This is a genomic window from Marinobacter sp. DS40M6, assembly GCF_028581595.1.
Lineage (GTDB): Bacteria > Pseudomonadota > Gammaproteobacteria > Pseudomonadales > Oleiphilaceae > Marinobacter > Marinobacter salarius.
The window spans coordinates 45682-65518 of sequence record NZ_JAFCAE010000004.1; the positions used below are offsets into that span (position 1 = coordinate 45682).

At 58.2% G+C, this 19837-nt stretch carries 22 protein-coding genes; 3 read left to right on the forward strand and 19 right to left on the reverse strand.

The genetic code is table 11. The annotated features are described in order from the left end of the window. Position 1 precedes the first annotated feature (1 nt). From ccmE to ccmA, 5 genes are read right to left on the reverse strand one after another with little or no spacing between them, the layout of a single operon-like run. Positions 2-478 (reverse strand): cytochrome c maturation protein CcmE, encoded by a 477-nt coding sequence (ccmE, locus tag JJO78_RS10955; protein WP_036204897.1) that lies wholly within the window; start codon positions 476-478, stop codon positions 2-4. 14 nt (positions 479-492) lie between these two features. Beyond that, positions 493-720 (reverse strand): heme exporter protein CcmD, encoded by a 228-nt coding sequence (gene ccmD / locus JJO78_RS10960; protein ID WP_036204894.1) that lies wholly within the window; start codon positions 718-720, stop codon positions 493-495. Between the two features lie 4 nt (positions 721-724). Then, positions 725-1471: a heme ABC transporter permease gene (locus tag JJO78_RS10965; RefSeq protein ID WP_227544358.1), complete on the reverse strand. Its 747-nt coding sequence runs from the start codon at positions 1469-1471 to the stop codon at positions 725-727. A gap of 18 nt (positions 1472-1489) precedes the next feature. Then, positions 1490-2221, reverse strand: a complete 732-nt coding sequence (gene ccmB / locus JJO78_RS10970; protein ID WP_371915652.1) for a heme exporter protein CcmB — start codon at positions 2219-2221, stop codon at positions 1490-1492. Next, entirely contained in the window at positions 2205-2843 is a 639-nt protein-coding gene (gene ccmA, locus JJO78_RS10975; RefSeq protein WP_036204889.1) for a cytochrome c biogenesis heme-transporting ATPase CcmA, read from the reverse strand. The genes ccmB and ccmA overlap by 17 nt, the downstream gene beginning before the upstream one ends. 109 nt (positions 2844-2952) lie before the next feature. On the opposite strand from ccmA, the gene fliK reads away from it, so the two are divergent. Continuing rightward, positions 2953-4326, forward strand: coding sequence for a flagellar hook-length control protein FliK (fliK, locus tag JJO78_RS10980; RefSeq protein ID WP_226909935.1), 1374 nt, complete (start codon positions 2953-2955; stop codon positions 4324-4326). Beyond that, entirely contained in the window at positions 4323-4625 is a 303-nt protein-coding gene (locus JJO78_RS10985; protein WP_075194746.1) for an EscU/YscU/HrcU family type III secretion system export apparatus switch protein, read from the forward strand. Before fliK ends, JJO78_RS10985 begins: the two co-directional genes overlap by 4 nt. Before the next feature lie 17 nt (positions 4626-4642). Here the strand turns inward: JJO78_RS10985 and JJO78_RS10990 are convergent, their stop codons facing one another. The 14 genes from JJO78_RS10990 to flhA all read right to left on the reverse strand — a co-directional run bounded on the left by JJO78_RS10990 (position 4643) and on the right by flhA (position 18971). Next, entirely contained in the window at positions 4643-5035 is a 393-nt protein-coding gene (locus JJO78_RS10990; protein ID WP_007153947.1) for a DUF2802 domain-containing protein, read from the reverse strand. 68 nt (positions 5036-5103) lie between these two features. Then, positions 5104-5592, reverse strand: coding sequence for a chemotaxis protein CheW (locus JJO78_RS10995; protein WP_007153948.1), 489 nt, complete (start codon positions 5590-5592; stop codon positions 5104-5106). A gap of 132 nt (positions 5593-5724) precedes the next feature. Continuing rightward, positions 5725-6513 carry a chemotaxis protein CheW gene (locus JJO78_RS11000; protein ID WP_151982541.1) on the reverse strand — a complete coding sequence of 263 codons (789 nt, stop codon included), beginning with the start codon at positions 6511-6513 and terminating at the stop codon, positions 5725-5727. Continuing rightward, complete coding sequence (locus tag JJO78_RS11005; protein ID WP_041336586.1) at positions 6506-7303, reverse strand: ParA family protein; 798 nt, start codon at positions 7301-7303, stop codon at positions 6506-6508. The genes JJO78_RS11000 and JJO78_RS11005 overlap by 8 nt, the downstream gene beginning before the upstream one ends. Positions 7304-7549: 246 nt before the next feature. Continuing rightward, positions 7550-8332 carry a flagellar motor protein MotD gene (gene motD / locus JJO78_RS11010; RefSeq protein ID WP_091641069.1) on the reverse strand — a complete coding sequence of 261 codons (783 nt, stop codon included), beginning with the start codon at positions 8330-8332 and terminating at the stop codon, positions 7550-7552. A gap of 28 nt (positions 8333-8360) precedes the next feature. Further along, the gene (locus tag JJO78_RS11015; protein ID WP_007153952.1) at positions 8361-9098 is read right to left on the reverse strand and encodes a flagellar motor protein; all 738 of its coding nucleotides are present in this window, start codon (positions 9096-9098) and stop codon (positions 8361-8363) included. Further along, positions 9098-10243: a protein-glutamate methylesterase/protein-glutamine glutaminase gene (locus JJO78_RS11020; RefSeq protein WP_151982543.1), complete on the reverse strand. Its 1146-nt coding sequence runs from the start codon at positions 10241-10243 to the stop codon at positions 9098-9100. The genes JJO78_RS11015 and JJO78_RS11020 overlap by 1 nt, the downstream gene beginning before the upstream one ends. Positions 10244-10275: 32 nt before the next feature. Next, positions 10276-12441: a chemotaxis protein CheA gene (locus JJO78_RS11025; protein ID WP_036204868.1), complete on the reverse strand. Its 2166-nt coding sequence runs from the start codon at positions 12439-12441 to the stop codon at positions 10276-10278. Between the two features lie 17 nt (positions 12442-12458). Beyond that, entirely contained in the window at positions 12459-13247 is a 789-nt protein-coding gene (locus JJO78_RS11030) for a protein phosphatase CheZ (protein WP_036204866.1), read from the reverse strand. Between the two features lie 21 nt (positions 13248-13268). After that, positions 13269-13652: a chemotaxis response regulator CheY gene (gene cheY / locus JJO78_RS11035; protein WP_036204864.1), complete on the reverse strand. Its 384-nt coding sequence runs from the start codon at positions 13650-13652 to the stop codon at positions 13269-13271. A gap of 176 nt (positions 13653-13828) precedes the next feature. Further along, on the reverse strand, positions 13829-14560 hold the full coding sequence (locus JJO78_RS11040) for an RNA polymerase sigma factor FliA (protein ID WP_036204862.1): 732 nt from the start codon (positions 14558-14560) through the stop codon (positions 13829-13831). A gap of 30 nt (positions 14561-14590) precedes the next feature. Next, on the reverse strand, positions 14591-15403 hold the full coding sequence (locus tag JJO78_RS11045) for a MinD/ParA family protein (RefSeq protein ID WP_036204860.1): 813 nt from the start codon (positions 15401-15403) through the stop codon (positions 14591-14593). A 46-nt stretch (positions 15404-15449) separates the two neighbouring features. Beyond that, entirely contained in the window at positions 15450-16736 is a 1287-nt protein-coding gene (gene flhF, locus JJO78_RS11050) for a flagellar biosynthesis protein FlhF (protein WP_151982545.1), read from the reverse strand. A 60-nt stretch (positions 16737-16796) separates the two neighbouring features. Next, the gene (flhA, locus tag JJO78_RS11055) at positions 16797-18971 is read right to left on the reverse strand and encodes a flagellar biosynthesis protein FlhA (protein WP_036204858.1); all 2175 of its coding nucleotides are present in this window, start codon (positions 18969-18971) and stop codon (positions 16797-16799) included. Positions 18972-19196: 225 nt separating this feature from the next. On the opposite strand from flhA, the gene upp reads away from it, so the two are divergent. Next, entirely contained in the window at positions 19197-19835 is a 639-nt protein-coding gene (gene upp, locus JJO78_RS11060; protein WP_036204856.1) for a uracil phosphoribosyltransferase, read from the forward strand. Positions 19836-19837: the final 2 nt, after the last annotated feature.

Here is a 19837-nt window from a genome sequence, read left to right on the forward strand (position 1 = left end):
GCTAGTAACCGGCGCTGGATTCACCGGCTGTTCCAGGCATGGCAGCCCGCTTGCCGGCGGCCTTTTCCAAGGCGTCGTTCACTTCCGGTGGCATGTAATTCTCGTCGTGCTTTGCCAGCACCTGGTCCGCGACAAAACGGCCATTACCGTCCATGCGCCCCATGGCGACAACGCCCTGCCCTTCGGCAAACAGGTCCGGCAGGATCCCGGTGTATTCCACCAATACCGATGAGGTAAAGTCCGTTACCTTGAACTCCACTTTCAGGCTTTCCGGATCACGCTGCACAGTCCCTTCTTCCACCATGCCGCCGGCACGGATGCGGACGTCCACCGGCGCTTCGCCAGCGGCAATTTGGCTTGGGTCGTAAAACAGGTTGATATTCTGCCGCAGCGCGTAGGTCGTCAGGGCCACGGCCACCGACACCCCGACAAGGAGAAAAAGGACAATGGTAAGCCGTTTTTTTCGGATCGGGTGCATGTTTGATCTACCAGTCAGTCTTGAGAAGATTCGATTCGGGTAAAGCTGGCCGCCGCCGGGCGCTCGTCGACCGACGGAGCGGGGGCCATACGGCGTCGCTGTTGCGCGATTACGACCCGCCGCTGACGCAGCGACCACCACGTCATGACTCCCATCAGCAGGAAAAACACCGCATAGCATGCCCAGACATACGGGCCGTGGCCGCCCATCGCCAGAAAAGCACCAAAAGAGTCGAAGGCCATTGCGTCAGTTCTCCCGTGCCTGAACCAGTTCTTTTACCCAGCGGGTGCGGCCTTCACGCGCCAAAATGTTGGTCTGCATACGCAGACAGGCGAGCCAGCCAAATATCAGATAAAGCCCCAATACCGAGAGCAACAGGGGCACCCACATTTCCGCGGGCATACTGGGCTTTTCCGTGAGCTTGAACGTCGCTGGCTGGTGCAGGGTATTCCACCACTCTACGGAATACTTAATGATCGGTATGTTAACCACCCCCACCAGTACCAGCACGGCAACGGCACGTGCCGAGGATTTCTCATCGGAGATGGCCGCTCCCAACGCCATCACCCCAAAATAAAGAAACAGCAAGATCAGCATCGAGGTAAGCCGGGCATCCCAGATCCACCAGGTTCCCCAGGTGGGCTTACCCCAAACCGCACCGGTAAACAGGGCCAGGAAGGTCAACACTGCACCAACCGGTGCCACGGCCTTGACGAAAACATCGGCCAGTTTCATACGCCAAACCAGCGTAACCAACGCCGCAACGGCCATCATGATATACACCGACTGGGCCAGAAACGCAGACGGTACGTGAATGAAAATGATGCGATAACTATTACCCTGCAGGTAATCCTGTGGCGCAAACCCCAACCCCCAGACAATACCGGTCAAAAACAGGGCCGCCCCCGCCACAAGCAGCCAGGGCATCAGTGTTGAGGCAATGCCGAAGAACCATTTTGGCGACCCCAGCTTGTGAAAGATTTGCCACATCAGGTTGTTACCTTTTTACCTTTAACTGTTGGACAGACTGATCCTCAGGGCCGCCGCCGATGCAAACGGCGCCAGTGTCAGCGCCAATACCAGAAACGCCCCCATCAACGCGAGCTGTCCACCCACCGGCGCGCTCTCAGACGCAGCCATTACCGTGCCTGTGCCAAAAATCAGCACCGGAATGTACAGCGGAATGATCAGCAGGGACAAGAGCACGCCTGCCGATCTCAGTCCGAGGGTCAATGCCGCACCAATGGAACCGATCAAGCTGAGGACCGGTGTTCCGATCAGCAGCGTTAGACACAGAATGGCAACAGAGTTCCCCTCAAGATGCACCATCACCCCCAGAACAGGCGCCAGCATCACCAGTGGCAGGCCAGTGAGTACCCAATGGGCCAGTGACTTCGCCAGTACCAGCAAAAACAGCGGCTGGGGCTGCAGTACCAGTTGCTCAAGCGTGCCGTCGTCGAAATCATGACGGAAAAGATGATCCAGTGACAATAACACGGACAGCAGGGCCGCAACCCACAGGATACCGCTACCCGCCTCCCGCAGGAATGATACTTCGGGGCTAACCCCGAGGGGGAAAAGCGTTACGACCATGACGAAAAACAGTAGCGGATTGAGCAGATCCTGGGGCTGGCGAAAGGCGGTTTTCAAATCCCGCGAGAATACGGCTTTCATGGCCGACAATACGCTTACCGACTCCTCCGGTGTACGAACAGGAAGCCTGGCTTCAGAGGCCATGGTCATGACTGCCCCCCAGGGTAATTCGGTGCATCGAAGGCAGATTAAGGTCGTGGTGTGTGGTCACTACGATCGCGCCACCACTTGCGACCCGGTCCACCAGCAATCGCTCGAGAGCAGCCACACCGTGGGCATCAATGGCGGTAAATATCTCATCCAGAATCCACAGGGGTTCATCTGCAACCAGTAATCTGGCGAGTGCCACCCGACGTTGCTGCCCGGCGGAAAGGTTACGACTGGGTACGTTCTGGAAACCACCCAGGCCGGTGCCTTCCAATGCCTGCCAGAGCACCTTATCGGTCACATACCGACGCCCGGCCATCAGGGCGCGGAGATTTTCCATGGGGGTAAGCAACGGTTTGATACCCGGGCGATGGCCAAGGTAGAGCATATTGCGGAGGAATTCCTCCCGGTAGGTATGACGAGGCCTTCCTCGCCAGAGCAGGTCACCACTGTAACTGTCGTTCAGTCCGGCAAGAATTCTAAGCAACGTAGTCTTGCCAGAGCCGTTAGGCCCCTCGACACGGGTCAGAGTACCGGGCAGTATGGAGACAGAGAGATCCCGGAACAGTATCCGGTCATCACGCTCACATTGCAGATTGACAGCCTGTAGTAACGGCTCAGACATCGGGGCCCCAGAGCTGGTGTACACTTTACTGACCCGGAGGGTTCAGACGTTCGGAAAGGCAATACTTACCGGCGGGGCGTATTATAGCGAAAGCGCCTCAGGAATACTCTTGTCTGACATCAAATCAGTGGCAATGAAATTACCAAACGGTAACCCCACACCACCACCCAAAACCGAGTCACCGGCGCCGATCGCTCAGCGGCCAGCCAGCGGACAACCTTCGGCGGTACTGGACGCGGCCTCTGCCCGTGTGCAGCTCGACCAGCTCAAGCTTGCCAATCGCGAGGCAACACTCGCTCGGGTGGCAGACGTGATCAACCGACAATCCTCTGCCGGCGCTCAGTTGTTGCTGGAGGTTCGGGGCCAGTCGCTGACCGTTCAGGCGGCTATTGGAGACACATCCCTGGAAACCGGTGACTGGGTCAAGATCATGCGTGCGGGCAATGAACTGCAACTGATGGGGAAGCTGGCCCAGGCGCCGGAAACCACGATCTCCCGGGCGCTGGCGCAGCGCCTGCCCTGGCAACAGTCCGTTGATGCCGGCCTTGCCAGAATTCTGACAACGCTGACCGGCGGTGCGAGACCCGACAGCGTTGCGCCCACTGGAACCCCCATCAACAATCCACCACAGCCACTTCCCCAACCGGTGAGGCAGGCTATTGAACAACTGATATCACGGCTGCCGTCCAGCCAGTCACTGACGCCAGGTGCCGGAACTCAACCCGGTGCGGCCGGCCAGTTGCGGCAGTGGGTCGAGGAAAGCGGGCTGTTCGCCGAATCGCGGCTGGCGAGGGCGCCCCAGGCCGCCCTACCCGATCTCAAGCTGGCTATCGGCCGGGTGATTACCGCCTTGCTCGCACAACAGGGGAGCGGCCCCGACGCCTTCAACCGCTTTACACCGCTGGCAAGTCCGGAACTGGTGCAGGCACCGCTTCAGTTCCCCAATACGTTTCCACCTCCGCCACCACAGGGGTCTGCCGAACCCACGGTTGGGCAAATGCTCAGGCTGCTGGCTGGCATGCTCAATCGTATTACCGTGAATCAGTTACACAGCCAGATACTCTCCACACGGACCACCGCCGAGGCGCCAACACCGGTATCAACCATGCTGCTTGAGCTCCCCTGGCTGAACCCCAACAACGAACCACGGATCGCCCAGTTGCGAATCGAACAGGAACCGGCAGACAGCGGCCAGAAAACCTCTGGCACCCCCCGGGCAACGGAATGGCGTCTTTCACTGGCCATGGATCTGGATGAGGCCGGGCCTTTGCATTTTGATGTATCGCTGCGGCAGGATCAGGTGTCTGCGCAGGTGTGGGCGGAGAAGCAGTCCACGCTGCGTCAGGTGCGGGAAGATCTGCCGCAATTACGAAAGGGCCTTTCGGATATCGGCCTGGATGTGGTGGACCTGGAGTGCCGGAGAGGGACACCAAGGGGTGCAAACACCCGTCTTGAGCACCGGCTGGTGGACACGCGGGTATGAGAAAAGATCATCAGAACACAGATTCACCGGCGGCAGTGGCACTGAAATACGATGGCGAACGGGCTCCAGTCATTGCGGCGAGCGGTACCCACGAACTGGCGGAGGAAATCATCCGCATTGCCCGTGAGCATAATGTGCCGCTGTACGAAAATCCGGAGCTGGCCAGCATACTGGCGCGACTGGAACTGAACGACGAAATCCCGGAGACACTCTACCGGGTGGTGGCTGAAATTCTTGCCTTTGCCTTCAATCTTCAGGGCCGTACGCCAGAGGACGCCGGACGGCCCCGTGAAGATTAGACAGATAAACCCTTAGGTCAGGCCGCCTGGCGCTTGCGGAGCGCTGATACCAGTTCGGCTTCCGGCCGTGAAATGCCACAGGTATTCATCAGGTCGTCGATATCCGCCCCCAGGTCCACTAACCTTGAGGCCTCATCGTAGGAAATCCTTAACGGATCGTTCTGGCGCATTTCGTCAAGCATACCGCGCAATTCATGAAGCTGGCGCTCGCAGGTGACCACTCGCTGCCCAACCCCCATACTGCCACTGGCTGTTGCGTGGAGCTCGCGGCCAAGGGTTTCGCAGCGCTCTTTCATTTGCTCCCGAAGTTTTCGGTTTTCACGGCGGAGCATCATACCCTGGGCGAACAGTAGGCACAGGGCAGCGGCTGTCAGAAGCCACGGGGCCAGGGAAGAGATTTCTGCAAACATGATGGACGTCCTCGGTTAGTTGAAACCACGGGGCGTCCATCCAGCCTGCTGTCCGGCCAAAGCCGGCATTACAGTGAGGAGATTTCAGCCCATTCGTGGTCTGACAACATCTTGTCGAACTCGACCAATATGATCAGTTCGCCGTTCTTGTTACACACCCCCTGGATGAACTTGGCACTTTCCTCGTTCCCCACATTGGGCGCGGTCTCAATTTCACTGGCTTTCAGGTACACCACCTCGGCAACCGAATCCACCAGGATACCCATCACCTGGTTGGACGACTCCATGACCACAATGCGTGTCGCGTCAGTGACTTCCGCATCCGCCAGGCCAAAGCGACGGCGGGTGTCGATAACGGTGACCACATTGCCCCGCAGGTTGATGATGCCCAGAACGTAATCCGGGGCACCTGGAACCGGCGCAATCTCGGTGTATCGCAACACTTCCTGAATCTGCATGACGTCAATGCCATAGGTTTCGTCATCCAGCCTGAAGGTCACGTACTGCAGTACCTGATCATCCTGGGCCTGATTTTGCTGTCCGCTCGGGGATGCCATAGCCTTGTATCTCCTGTTCGGCTGCCCGGCGGGCAGCCTGATCGTCAAAAATTCATCGTCAGTGCCCAATACTATAGTTCAGGGCACAAACCGTGCCAGCAGAGCACGGTTTCATTCGGTAACCGGAAATTGCTAACTCAGGTCGAGGTGGTGTTCCCGCTCAGCCCGGACCAGCATGTCCGCCATGGTTTTAACATCAATCAGTGCGCACATGTGGTCGATGACCGTGCCCGCCAGCCAAGGCCGCTTGCTGCGGGCCGTCCGCCAGCGTACTTCATCCGGTTTCAGGGTAAACGACTGCGCGACATCGTCACAGGCCAACCCCCACTCACTGCTGTCCAGCCGGATCACGAAGCGATAGTTGTCCCGTGCGTCCTCCGGTGCCCGGCCCGCCATAATCCATTCCGCCGTATCCACCACTCTGAGATTACGTTCCCGGTCCGGGCGCATGCCCATATACCAGCGGGGGCTGCCGGGGATCGGCTTCACCGGCTCTTCTATTCGATGAATGGCGCCGAGCAGTATCAACGGCACCGCCAGCTGCAGCCCTGCCACCGTGAAGATCAGGCATTCGAACGGTTTGTCTGACCATTCCGGCCGCCCCGGGGGCTCCACCTCAGGAGGCGACGGAATATCGGCGGCCTGTTTGTGCTCAACCGGGGGCGACTCCACCTCCGGCGCTTTTTCCGCCACCGGGGCCGGTGTTACCGGCTTTCGCAACTCAGACTTCGCCTCCGCGACCGGACGGGCCACAATGGGCGCAGGCTTCGGCGCGATGCGAGTGCGTTCACGAGCCACCGGTTTTGGCGGTTCCGGTTCCTCACGCAGAGCGCTATCTGTCGCCGTATGCAGCAGTTCGTCCAGATAGCTGGCAATGGCGGAGCCAGGGTCCGCCACCTGTGTCATTTTTTTGTCAGCCATGCCGACGCTCCGCCACCGAGCGTGTTATTTCCTGTAGATCACTCAGCAGGCGGGCATATCCCCGAACACCATGGGTTTCAGCATCCATGGATGATGGGGTAATCCCGGCCTGGCTGGCATCGCGGAACTTGGTGTCCACTGGAATGGCGAAGCGCCATAGCGTATCGCTGTGGGTTTTTCTCAACTGGTTAAGACTTTTTACCGATGCCTGCGTTCGCCGATCAAACAGCGTCGGAACAATGGTGTAGGAAAGCTGGTTCTTCTGGGAGCGCATGATCATGGTGAGCGTGTGCAGCATTCGCTCAAGGCCTTTGATGGCAAGAAACTCGGTCTGAACCGGAATGATCAGGTGTTGTGCGGCGGCAAGCGCGTTCACCATCAGCACGCCGAGCGATGGGGTGTTGTCCAGCAGGACGTAGTCGAAATCGTCCCACAACTGGGTCAGGGCCCGGGATACAATCAGTCCCATGCCTTCAACACCGACCATTCTCCGTTCGAGAGTTGCCAGCGCTGTGCTGGCCGGCAACAGGGATAGCCCCGGACAGCTGGTTTCGGTAATCAACTGGGCCGGCAAACCATCCGGTACTTTACCCTGGTGCTGGAACAGATCGAACACACTGTGGGCAATGGTATCCGGGTCGTACCCGAACCAGCTGGTCAATGATCCGTGAGGGTCCAGGTCGACCACCAGAACGCGCTTGCCGCTCTCGGCCAAGAGGCCACCCAGGGCGACAACCGATGTGGTTTTGCCCACACCGCCTTTTTGATTGGCTACTGCCCAGATGCGCACGCTGTGCACTCCATATCCGTCACCAAATTCATCGCCAACCTCGTCACCAAACTGATTCTCCAGAAATACCCGTTCCGGAAACGTCGCACGCATACCGAGTTATCGGCCACGATCCGTTCAACTTGAAAACAATCCGGCAAGAGCTTGCCGGGATCTAAAGATGTACAGACGTTAATACAGATATTGTGCCAACTCGCCTATAGGCACCTTCCGCCATGACTCCGCAACGTGATGATCAGAAAGGTGTTATCGCATCGCGCCACGGATACTGGCGTCGCGGGAGATCAGCAGGACCACGCGTCGATTGCGACGGCGGCCTTCCTCGGTATCGTTGCGGGCCACCGGTTGGTGCTCACCGTAACCAACAGCGGCCAGCCGTTCGGCCTCAACACCCTCCATCGACAACATGCGCACAACCGCCGCTGATCGCGCAGCGGACAGCTCCCAGTTGGAGGGGAAGGCACTGGTGTTTATCGGGCGGTTATCCGTGAAGCCCTCAACCCGGATCGCGTTATCCCGGTTGCGGAGTACAGCAGCGATTTTCTCCACCACGTCGAAGGCATCGTAATGGGGCTCGGCATCACCACTGCCGAAAAGCAGGCTGTTGCGGAGACTGAGCTCCAACCACTCGTCGCTGGTTTCCAGTGTAACCACACCCTGATTGATCAGTTCGTCAAACTCCAAAGCCAACTGGTCCGCCATGGCACGCAGCGCCTCGGTGCGCCCTTCTGCACTCATGGAGGGATTTTGCGGAGCTTCGGTCACTGGCGGGTTAATCACATCCTCGGCCGCCTGCGGCGTCGAACGTCGGGGCTGATCACCCACTTCGATAGGCTGAAAGGAGCGCTGGGGGGCATTGAAGACGCCAGTCAGAGTTTCAGAGAGCACCTTGTACTTGCCCTCGTTCACCGACGACACGGAATACATCACGACAAAGAACGCGAACAACAAGGTAATGAAGTCGGCGTAGGAAATCAGCCAGCGTTCCTTGTTGTGAAGATCGTCATCCTGCTGCCTGCGTCGTCTCATCAGCTTACCCCTCAGCCAGGTGCCGGCACTACAGGAAGCCCCGCAGGCGCAGCTCGATGGATTTAGGGTTCTCGCCATCGGCAATGGCGATGATGCCGTCGATCATCATGTCTTCATAACGGGTGCGCTCCCGCAGAATGCCTCGCAACTTGTTGGCAACCGGGAAGAACAGCAGGTTCGCCAGAGCAACACCGTAGATGGTGGCCACGAACGCAGTGGCGATACCGCTGCCAAGTGACTGAGGGTCTTCGAGGTTGGTCATCACCTGAATAAGCCCCATCACCGCGCCAATGATACCAATGGTCGGCGAATAGCCACCCATGGCCTCAAACACCCGGGCGGACTCCAGATCCCGCTGTTCACGGGACTCCAGGTCCACCTCCATAATGCTACGGATGGTTTCTGTCTCAGCGCCGTCCACCAGCAGTTGCAGCCCTTTACGGGCAAAGCGCTCAGATTCTTTCTCAGCCAACCCTTCCAGCCCCAGCAAACCCTGCTTACGGGCCTTGACGCTCCAGTCGATGACTTTGCCGATACCATCTTCCAGGCTGATGTAGGGGGGAAAGAACACCCAGCGCACCTGGGAAAAGGCCCGCTTTAACAGCGGCCAGGAGGTCTGGAGAATAGTGGCTGCAAGCGTACCACCAATCACGATCAGCGCGGCCGGGCCATTGAACAGCGAGCTGATGGCGCCACCTTCCAGCAGGTTTCCACCGAGAATCGCCACAAAGGCAAGAATGACGCCCAGCAGGCTGAGAATATCCATCAGCTCACCCCATCCGCCAGGCGGGGACCAATGTCATCGAGCGCAAGGATTTCGTCAGACAACCCGGCCTTGGCCACGGCCATGGGCATACCGTAGATCACCGAGGTTTTTTCATCCTGGGACCAGATATCGGAGCCTGACTGCTTCATCAGGCGACAGCCTTCCTTTCCATCCGAGCCCATACCCGTCAGGATCAGGCCCAGGGTCTTGCCGGGAAAACTCCTGGCCAGGGAGCCGAACGTCACATCCACACAGGGCTTGTAGTTAAGCCGGTCATCTCCAGGAAGAATCCTGACCCTGCCCTGGCCACCCCGGTTTTCAATCATCATCTGCTTGCCCCCGGGGGCAAGCAACGCAACGCCCGGCTTCAGCATTTCGCCGTCTTCAGCCTGGCGTACCTGAATCTGGCACAGCTTGTTCAGGCGCTCGGCAAACGCCGGGGTAAAACTGGCCGGCATATGCTGAACGAGCACCACAGGCGCGGGAAACCCGGCCGGTAACGCCATCAGTACACGTTGCAAGGCCACCGGGCCGCCGGTGGACGTGCCGATGGCAACCACACTGTAGTGTTTCGCCGGCCCGCGGCGAATCGAACGACGGGCCGGTGCTTCAGGCTCTGGGGCGCTGGGGCGAGAGGACCTGTCCGGTATCGCCGGCCGCTCGGGCACGCTGCGCCTTGCCGGTGCAGGGCTACGGGGCGAAGGAGGCGGAGCGGTGGGAGGCGGCGCCGACGGTTTTGCACCAGGGCGACTGCCAGCGACATCCAGCACACGCTCAATGAGTATTTTTTGAAGCTGACTGGAATCCCGGGCAATTTCCTCAAAATTCTTGGGCAGGAAATCAACGGCACCTGCCTCAAGGGCATCCAGGGTCACCCGGGCACCCTCGTAGGTGAGGGAGGAGAACATCAATACCGGCGCCGGATGTCGCTTCATGATCTCACGGACGGCGCTGATACCGTCCATGACGGGCATCTCGTAGTCCATGGTGATGACGTCAGGCCTCAGCTTTTCAGCCAGCTCGACACCTTCGCGCCCATTGGTGGCCACGCCAACCACCTTGATCTGACCGGAAGCGGTCAGGATTTCCGTCAGTCGCTTGCGGAAAAAACCTGAATCATCAACGACCAGGACAGAAACCGTCATCCATTTCTCCTAAACCTGGGCCCGCCGCAACGTTATTTGCCGTAGTTTTGCAGCAGGCTCGGAACATCAATAATGAGTGCAATACGACCGTCGCCAGTGATGGTCGCACCCGCCATACCCGGCGTTCCCTGAAGGGCACGGCCCAGGGGCTTGATCACCACCTCTTCCTGCCCGATCAGCTGATCCACCACAAAACCGACGCGCCGCGTTCCCATCGCCACGATAACCACGTGGGCGTTTTCTGGTTCCGGTTGCCCAGCGGCGCCTTTGACCAGCCATCGCTTGATGTGGAACAACGGGAAGACTTTGTCTCGAACCACGATGCATTCACGGCCATCCACAATGTTCTTCTTGCTTAGGTCCAGATGGAAAATCTCGACCACGTTCACCAGTGGCAGCGCGAAGGATTGGTCGCCAAGCATGATCATCAGGGTAGGCATGATGGCCAGGGTCAGCGGCACCTTGATGACGATGCGAGACCCTTTGCCCAGCTCCGACTCGACGCTCAGCTGCCCGTTGAGCTGACTGATCTTGGTTTTCACCACGTCCATGCCAACGCCACGACCGGACACATCCGATATCTGATCCTTGGTGGAGAACCCGGCGGAGAAAATCAGGTTGTAGCACTCGGTGTTGGTCAGTCGGTCAGCGGCATCCTGTTCGTAGATGCCCTTTTCGACCGCTTTTCGGCGCAGTACATCCGGATCCATACCAGCACCGTCGTCTTCGATGGACAACAGGATGTGGTCGCCTTCCTGCTCAGCCGACAGCGTCACACGACCCTGACGAGGCTTGCCCGCCTTTTCACGAATATCGGGTGCCTCTATACCGTGATCAACCGAGTTGCGAACAAGATGGACCAGAGGATCGGACAGCGCCTCGACCAGGTTTTTGTCCAGGTCGGTCTCTTCGCCGTGCATCTCAAGGTTGATTTCTTTCTTCAGGCTGCGGGCCAGGTCGCGAACCACCCGCGGGAAGCGGCCAAATACTTTCTTGATGGGCTGCATCCGCGTCGCCATCACCGCTGACTGAAGATCGGTGGTCACCACGTCCAGGTTTGAGACGGCCTTGTGCATATGCTCGTCTTCACTCTGGGCGCCCAGACGCTGCAACCGGTTACGCACCAACACCAGTTCACCCACCATGTTCATGATGTCGTCCAGGCGCTTGGTATCCACCCGCACCGAAGTTTCAGCCACTGGTGCATTCGCATCCCGTGCCGGCATCGCAGGCGTTACGCCTGCCTTGCCATTATCCGCAGGCGCTTTTTCGGGCTTACCAGTCGGTTGCGCGGGCTTGTCAGCCTTGGCACTGGGAGACGTGGCCGACGGCTGCTTTGCAGCAGGCCCAGGGGCCGGCTTGGCAGTTTCTGCCGTAGGGCTACCACCCTTGCCGTGCAGGTCATCCAGCAACTTTTCGAACTCGTCGTCCGAAATCAGGTCGTCGCCACCCTTGCTGTCACTGGCCTCATCACTGGTAACCTTGTCGCCCGAGGCATCCTGGCTGTCAGGGGCTGCCTTGCCGGTTTCAGGCGGGCCTGAGAACTGGCCCTTGCCATGCAATTGGTCCAGCAGGGCCTCGAATTCATCATCGGAGATGTCGTCTCCGCTCCCTCCGTCACCGCCTGAAGATTCATTGCCGTCGTCACTGGAAACCGGAGCGCTGCTGGTCTTTTCCTCTTCCAGGGCATCCAGCAACCGCTCGAATTCGTCGTCGGTAATATCACCGCCATCTTCTCCAGAACTGGCTTCGTTGCTCTCGTTCTGTTCTTCGCGAGCGACCGCTGCGTTTGCTGGCGACGACTCCCCTGCCGGCTGCGCCAATGCGTCCAGAGCGGCAATCAGTTCCTCGGGAGCTGGCGTCGGTTCCTCGTGGTGGCGAACCTGTTCAAACATGGCATTGACGTGATCCAGGGCTTCCAGCACCACGTCCATCAGTTCCGAGTCCACCTTGCGCTTGTGGTTGCGCAGGATATCGAAGACGTTCTCCGCGGAATGACAGCAGTTCACCAGGGCATCGAGTTGCAGAAACCCAGCGCCGCCTTTTACGGTGTGAAAGCCTCGGAAGATGGCGTTGAGCAGATCGCTGTCGTCCGGGTTTTGTTCCAGGTCGACCAGTTGCTCCGACAGCTTTTCGAGTATCTCGCCTGCCTCAACAAGGAAGTCCTGCAGGATCTCTTCATCGGCATCAAGCGCCATGCGTTACCCTCTCTTACTCAGAAACCGAGACTGGACAGAAGATCATCAACATCGTCCTGTCCCGATACTACGTCTTCGCGTTCTTCGGCCTTGATCTGTGGACCAACACCCTGTTCCGCCGATATCTTTTCCCGCTCTTCCAGTTCATGCACGGTGCCGGTCATCTGGTCCACATGACTCGCCATCACTACCAGGCTCAACAGATGCTCTTCCACCTCTTTAACCAGAGTGGTGACCTTTTGGATCACCTGCCCAGTGAGGTCCTGGAAATCCTGGGCCAGAAGAATTTCCGACAAGTTGTCGTACATCGCCCCGGCATCGGTATTCAGGGTCACGAAAAACGTGTCGATACGGGCATAGAGCTCACGAAATTCAGCCGGCGCCATCTCGCGGCGACGCAGTTTCTGCCACTGGTCTCTCAGCTCGGCGGCCTCGTCGCGGAGGGCGCTGGCCTTGGGCATAGCCTCCTCAACCAGATCCATGGTCCGATTGGCCGCTTTACCGGTCATCTGAACCACGTACTCAAGGCGATCCGACGCATCGGTCATCTTCGACAGAGCTTCTGACTGTTCGGCGTTACGGGGATCGATCTGGAAATTGCGGATCGCCTCGTGGAGGCTGCGGGTCAAGCGGCCGACTTCCCGATACAGGCTCTGGTCCCTCACCTCGCTCAATTCATTGATCAGCGTCATCGCGCGGCCATAGTCCCCGGCGTTGACCTGTTCAACCAACTCGGCCGCCTGGCTGCGGAGTTTCTCCGTGACCTCCGGGTCGAGCCCCTGTGGGTCTTTTTTTCTATTGCTCATGGGAGCCGTCCGACCTCTGAATTACTGGATGCGTTCGAAGATCTTCTCAATCTTCTCCTTGAGTACGGCTGCCGTGAAGGGCTTGACCACGTAGCCGTTCACACCGGCCTGCGCAGCAGCGACAATCTGGTCGCGCTTCGCCTCGGCGGTCACCATGAGCACAGGCAGGGTTTTCAGGCTGTCATCGGCACGGACTTCCTTGAGCAGATCGAGTCCGGACATCCCTGGCATATTCCAGTCGGTTACCAGAAAATCGTATTTGCCGCTCCTGAGCATAGGCAGTGCTGTATTGCCGTCGTCTGCTTCGTCAGTGTTGGTAAAACCGAGATCGCGAAGCAGGTTCTTAATGATCCGTCGCATTGTGGAGAAGTCATCCACAATCAGGATTTTCATGTTCTTGTCCAATGGGACCTCCAGTTAAAAACGCCCGGAATTCGTTTTTGGCTTCCGGCTCACAGTCTAGCAGGCCGGTAGTTTAACCGCTTATTGTGTGGCCTTTGAGCCGGTTGTAAAGCACCGGTTACCAAAAGGCTACAGTAAAGAATGCCTGGTAACGCCGTTCAATGGGACTGGCGGCCTGTTCAGCTCTGCCAACCAGTAAGACGCCCCCGCAGACGGAGCGCGGCCTGGCTGTGAATCTGGCTGACCCGGCTTTCACTGACACCCAACACAGCACCAATTTCCTTCAGGTTCAATTCTTCCTGATAGTAAAGGCTGAGCACCAGCTTTTCTCGCTCGGGCAGGTCACCAATCGCAGCTGCCAGGCTCTTCCGGAAGTTGTCAGACGCCAAGCCATCCAACGGGTTATCACTGTCCTCTGTTTCTTCTATCGGCAGCTCGCCGGATTCATTGAGCTCATCCAGGCTAAAAAGTCGGCCACTGTTAGCATCGCTCAGGGAGGAATAGTATTCGTCGAGGTCCAGCCCCAGCTCCTCGGCTACTTCCGAGTCTTGAGCTTCCCGACCCAGGCGGTCCTCGACAGCCTTGATGGCTTTGGCAATGCGGCGGGAGTTCCTGTGGACGGATCGGGGTACCCAGTCACCTTTGCGAATTTCATCTACCATGGCTCCGCGAATCCGGATCCCGGCGTATGTCTCAAAGGTAGCCCCCTTGTCGGAACTGTATCGCTGTGCAGCTTCCAACAAGCCAATCATGCCTGCCTGCATAAGGTCATCCAGTTGGACAGATGCCGGCAGCCGCGCCATGAGGTGAAGCGCTATTTTTTTGACCAGCGGGGCCTGCTCCTCAACGAGCTGGGAAGGTCCTCGTGTACCCGTCCGGTTGTAGGTTCCAAGTTCTTTCGCCAATGTCATGTATCCGGCTATTCAGTGACAGGATCAAAATCAGACTTCGACGAGCCGCTCCACAAAGAATTCCAGATGTCCCCGGGGCGATGATGGCAGCGGCCAGCTATCCACTTTCTCCGCGAGGCTCTTGATCGCCAACGATGCTTTTGCCCGCGGATAGGCATCCAGCACGGCACGCTGGCGCTGTACCGCTTTTTTTACGGCCTCGTCATACGGCACCATACCCACATATTGTAGGGCCACATCAAGAAAGCGCTCGGTAACCCGGGTCAGTTTTTCAAACAGATGGCGACCTTCCTGCTCATTCCTGACCTGATTGGCCAGTATACGGAAGCGGTTGGTGCCGTAATCCCGGTTCATAAGCTTTATAAGGGCGTAGGCATCGGTGATAGAGGTAGGTTCATCACAAACAACCAGTAATAGTTCCTGTGAGGCCCGGAGGAAACTGACCACCGATTCGGAAATACCCGCAGCGGTATCAACGATCAGCACATCGATCTGGTCACCCAGTTCGCTGAACGCGTTGATCAGGCCAGCGTGCTCCAGATTGGAAAGCTGGGTCATGCGTTGGGTACCTGAGGACGCAGGCACGATTTTGATGCCACCGGGGCCGTTGACCAACACATCCCGAAGGTCACATTCCCCGGCGATGACGTCCTGGATATTACGATTGGCGGTAATGCCAAGCAGAACGTCAATGTTGGCAAGGCCCAGGTCGGCATCGAGCAGCACCACCCGCCGTCCCATTTGTGCTAGGGCGATGCCAAGGTTCACTGATACGTTGCTCTTGCCAACGCCCCCTTTCCCGCCGGAAACGGCAATCACCTGTACCGGATGTGGTTTGCTCATACTGACTCTGATCTCTTGCCGCGTTTAACCGCAGGCTGTGTTGTTTTTAAACAGCGACTGCCTGTTGCTGCTGGAGTTTCTTCAGCCTCTCCACGGCCAACCGCACCAGCGGAATGGACTCAGCGTGGTGCAGGTCTTCCGGGATTTTCTGCCCGTCGGTGTAATACGCCACCGGCAATCCCGTTTCCATGACGAATCCCAGCGATTCACCCAGGGTCAGTGCTTCATCGATTTTGGTCATCACACAACCCGTAAGATTTGCCATCTTATAGCAATGCCAAACGGATTTCATGATGCGCGGCTGACTGGTTGCCGAAACCACCAGATGGGTTCGAATCCGATGGTGACTGCGAGCCAGCTCCATAAGCTGCTCCTCGTAGCCCTTGTCGGTGCTGGTCAGGCCAGCGGTATCAATCAACACCAGGTGCCGGTCCGACAGTTCGTCCAGTATGTCGTCCAGGGAATGGGTTTCGTCCACAACCCGAACCGGAACGTTCAGTATGCGCCCGAACACAAATAGTTGCTCATGGGCCGCGACCCGATAGCGATCGGTGGTGACCAGCGCCAGAGAGTCGGCGCCGTGGCGCAGCACATAGTGCGCGGCCAGCTTGCCGATGGTCGTCGTCTTGCCGGACCCGGTTGGGCCCACCAGGGCGTAGACACCGCCCTCATCCGCCCATTCAGTACGCGCGGTCTTCACACCGGCGGCCAGCATTTTCAGAGACTGCTTCCAGCCATCCTCAAGCCGGCCTGCGCGGTGGCGCCGGGACAGAGAGTTGGCGAGCTCCAGCCCGAGACCAAACTCCTGCAACCTCTCAGACAGCCTCTGCTGTACTGCGTTCACCGCTGTTTGTTCGGGTTCACCGCCATTCCGGGCACTGACCAGGTCACGAAGGGAACTGATCTCCGCACGCATTTGCGCCAGTTCTCCGGAATAGGCAGCGGTAGGCTCTTCAACCACCATGTCATCGTCGGCCAGCGATTCTTTCGACAAGCCAGCGTGGCCGAAGTCCCCACCCCCAACCGCATTACCATAGGTCGCGCGCTTTTCCCGCACTTCCCGAATACGATCGCGAGAGCGGCCGAGTTCGTCCTCCAGGCGGCGATGCTGTTCCGCCTGCATTTCGGCCAGTCGTGAGCCATTGGTGGCTTCCCGCGCAGCGTCACCGAGGCGTTGGCGCGCCATATTTTCGTCATAATCGAGCGCTGTCACAATTTCGACGCCACCATCCACACGACGATTGGAAAGGATTACGGCATCGGGACCCATCTGATCCCGCACCTGACGCAGTGCCTCTGCCATGCTTTGGGCAAAAAACCGCTTAACTTTCATAATGATGCTTCCTCCCCGGTCAGCGCTTTCCAGCGCCTTCCGCCTTTCCAGCCGCGGCCTTTACTGACCGACGGATGCGACAATAGTGATCTGTTTGTTATCCGGAATTTCCTGGTACGACAGTACATGCAGACGCTCTACTCCGTAGCTGGCAAACTTCGCCAGTACCGGGCGCAAGGGCCCTGAAACCAATAGAATCGCCGGCTTGCCCAGCATCTCCTGGCGCTGAACGCTGTCCTGGAGCGACCGCTGAAGCTTCTCAACCATATTTGGCTCCAGCACCAGCCCGATGTCTTCCTGACCGCCGGATTGTTGACTCTGCTGCATGGACTTCAGCAATAACTGTTCCAAGTCTGGATCCAGAGTGATCACCGGGATCTCTGTGTCGTTGCCACAGATACTCTGGACAATCATCCGGCGCAGTGACTGGCGGGCAACCGTGGTCAGCAGCTTCGGGTCCTGGCTCTTCGGATGAACGTTCACGATCGCTTCGGCAATAGAGCGCATGTCACGGATCGGCACTTCCTCTTTCAGCAGGTTCTGCAGCACCTTCAGCAGCAGGCTGATGGAAATGGTGGTGGGTACCAGTTCTTCCGCCAGCTTTGGAGATACTTTCTCGAGCTGTTCCAGCCACTTCTGGACTTCCTCATGGCCAAGCAGTTCGTGGGCGTGTTTCTGGAGGATCTGGTTGAGGTGTGTTGCCACTACGGTACTGGCGTCCACGACGGTATAACCGAGGGTCTGTGCCTGGTCTTTCTTGTCCGGTTCGATCCAACTGGCGTCCAGGCCAAAGGCGGGGTCTTTGCCCTCTATCCCCTCGATCTTGCCGAACACCTGACCTGGGTCTATCGCCAGTTCACGGTCCGGATGGATTTCTGCCTCGGCAATGGTCACCCCCATCAGGGTGATGCGATAAACATTGGGCATCAGGTCGAGGTTGTCGCGAATATGGACCGAAGGCATCAGGAAGCCCAGATCCTGTGAGAGCTTTTTGCGAACGCCCTTGATGCGGCTGAGAAGCTGACCACCCTGGGACTTATCCACCAGGGGAATCAGGCGATAGCCCACCTCCAGGCCCACGACATCCACGGTGGCCACATCGTCCCAACCGAGTTCCCGGGTTTCCCCCGGCGGCGGCAGCTGGGCACTGTGTTCACCGCCCTCACCACCGGGCGGCAGGTCGCGCCCCGGGCCTGCCGGACGGGCACCACCGCCCCGGACCGGGAACACACCATCTTCCTCAACGGTCTGGCGCTCCTGCTGCCATATGTACCAGGCAATACCACCGGCAATCGCGCCCAGACCAAGGAATGCCACGTGCGGCATGCCAGGAATCAGGCCAAGGATGATGAGGATAACGGCAGCGATACCCAGCGCCTTGGGAGCGTTGAACATTTGTTGCAGTATCTGCCCGCCCATGTCCTGGCTGGACGTTACCCGGGTAACCATGATCGCTGCAGACGTCGACAGCAGCAGTGACGGAATCTGTGCCACCAGGCCGTCACCAATGGTCAGTAGTGCATAGTTCTGTGTAGCGGTACCAAAATCGAGACTGTGCTGAAGCATACCGATGGCAATGCCACCGATCAGGTTGATGGCCAGGATCAACAGGCCGGCAATGGCGTCGCCCTTGACGAATTTACTGGCGCCGTCCATGGAGCCGTAGAAATCGGCCTCCTGGGCGATTTCAGCCCGGCGATGCTTGGCTTCTTCCTGGTTGATAAGACCGGCATTAAGGTCGGCATCGATAGCCATCTGCTTACCCGGCATGGCATCCAGGGTGAAACGCGCGCTGACTTCAGACACCCGGCCGGCACCTTTGGTGACCACCAGGAAGTTGATGATCATGAGAATGGCGAAGACCACCAGGCCAACCGCGTAGTTACCGCCGATGAGGACCGCGCCGAACGATTCGATCACCTTACCGGCCGCATCACCGCCCTCATGGCCGTTGAGCAGAACAATCCGCGTGGAGGCAACGTTGAGCGCCAGCCTCAACAGTGTTGCCACCAACAACACTGTCGGAAAAGAGGCAAACTCCATCGGCCGCAAGGCGTAGACACACACCAGCAGGATCACGATCGACAAGGTGATGTTGAAGGTGAAGAAAACGTCCAGCATGAACGCCGGCATGGGCAGAATCATCATGCCCAGCAATCCCATCAACATCACGGGAATGCCGATATTACCCCGCGTCAGGGATTTGACATTATTGAGGACTAGCGCTCGGTCCATGCCGGGAAACTCTCCGATTGGCGGTAAACCGCAGGGGTGTGCGGGTCGTTTTTTTGACGCAGACGCATCGTTTGACGGGGTATTCGCAAGATCCGTACCACCCCTTACGGCTTTTCTTGTCACCGCGCCTGACGGACTCGGCAAGATACGGTATCCTTGCGCCATTTGCTGGCGTCTTTACTGCGCCCACAACCACATCATCGACCCAGACGCAAAGGTGAGCCCATGCCAATTCACGAGGTCAAGCACCCCCTTATCCGCCATAAACTCGGCCTGATGCGCCGCTCAGACATCAGCACCAAGAATTTCCGGGAGCTGGCTCAGGAAGTCGGTGCCCTGTTGACGTACGAGGCCACCAAAGACTTCTCGCTGCAGAAGAAAACTATTGAAGGCTGGGCGGGCCCGGTGGAAATTGAACAGATCCAGGGCAAGAAAATCACCATCGTGCCAATCCTGCGGGCCGGCCTGGGTATGCTGGACGGCGTGCTCACCCTGATTCCTGGTGCCCGGGTAAGCGTCGTGGGCCAGGTACGCAACGAGGAAACCCTGGAAGCCAGCACCTATCTTGAAAAGCTGGTAGGCGAACTGGATGAGCGCATGGCGATGATCATCGACCCCATGCTGGCCACCGGCGGTTCCATGATCTCTACCATCGACCTGCTGAAGAAAGCCGGTAGCAACGAGATCCGCGCCCTGGTTCTGGTTGCAGCGCCGGAAGGCGTGGAAAAGGTGCTGGAGAAACATCCAGATGTGTCGATCTACACCGCATCAATCGATGACAGGCTGAATGAAAAAGGCTACATCCTTCCGGGGCTTGGCGACGCCGGCGACAAAATCTTCGGCACCAAGCAGAAGGACGTTTAATC

Bases quoted from the DNA above. Each gene is read 5' to 3' on its own strand.
- JJO78_RS11000 (WP_151982541.1), bottom strand. From the start codon at position 6,513: ATGGCTGACAAAAAAATGACACAGGTGGCGGACCCTGGCTCCGCCATT.
- ccmD (WP_036204894.1), bottom strand. From the start codon at position 720: ATGGCCTTCGACTCTTTTGGTGCTTTTCTGGCGATGGGCGGCCACGGC.
- JJO78_RS11015 (WP_007153952.1), bottom strand. From the start codon at position 9,098: ATGGATATTCTCAGCCTGCTGGGCGTCATTCTTGCCTTTGTGGCGATT.
- ccmE (WP_036204897.1), bottom strand. From the start codon at position 478: ATGCACCCGATCCGAAAAAAACGGCTTACCATTGTCCTTTTTCTCCTT.
- JJO78_RS10990 (WP_007153947.1), bottom strand. From the start codon at position 5,035: ATGTTTGCAGAAATCTCTTCCCTGGCCCCGTGGCTTCTGACAGCCGCT.
- JJO78_RS11045 (WP_036204860.1), bottom strand. From the start codon at position 15,403: ATGAGCAAACCACATCCGGTACAGGTGATTGCCGTTTCCGGCGGGAAA.
- flhF (WP_151982545.1), bottom strand. From the start codon at position 16,736: ATGAAAGTTAAGCGGTTTTTTGCCCAAAGCATGGCAGAGGCACTGCGT.
- ccmB (WP_371915652.1), bottom strand. From the start codon at position 2,221: ATGACCATGGCCTCTGAAGCCAGGCTTCCTGTTCGTACACCGGAGGAG.
- motD (WP_091641069.1), bottom strand. From the start codon at position 8,332: ATGAGACGACGCAGGCAGCAGGATGACGATCTTCACAACAAGGAACGC.
- JJO78_RS11025 (WP_036204868.1), bottom strand. From the start codon at position 12,441: ATGGCGCTTGATGCCGATGAAGAGATCCTGCAGGACTTCCTTGTTGAG.
- JJO78_RS11020 (WP_151982543.1), bottom strand. From the start codon at position 10,243: ATGACGGTTTCTGTCCTGGTCGTTGATGATTCAGGTTTTTTCCGCAAG.
- JJO78_RS11040 (WP_036204862.1), bottom strand. From the start codon at position 14,560: ATGACATTGGCGAAAGAACTTGGAACCTACAACCGGACGGGTACACGA.
- flhA (WP_036204858.1), bottom strand. From the start codon at position 18,971: ATGGACCGAGCGCTAGTCCTCAATAATGTCAAATCCCTGACGCGGGGT.
- JJO78_RS11030 (WP_036204866.1), bottom strand. From the start codon at position 13,247: ATGAGCAATAGAAAAAAAGACCCACAGGGGCTCGACCCGGAGGTCACG.
- upp (WP_036204856.1), top strand. From the start codon at position 19,197: ATGCCAATTCACGAGGTCAAGCACCCCCTTATCCGCCATAAACTCGGC.
- JJO78_RS10995 (WP_007153948.1), bottom strand. From the start codon at position 5,592: ATGGCATCCCCGAGCGGACAGCAAAATCAGGCCCAGGATGATCAGGTA.
- ccmA (WP_036204889.1), bottom strand. From the start codon at position 2,843: ATGTCTGAGCCGTTACTACAGGCTGTCAATCTGCAATGTGAGCGTGAT.
- JJO78_RS10985 (WP_075194746.1), top strand. From the start codon at position 4,323: ATGAGAAAAGATCATCAGAACACAGATTCACCGGCGGCAGTGGCACTG.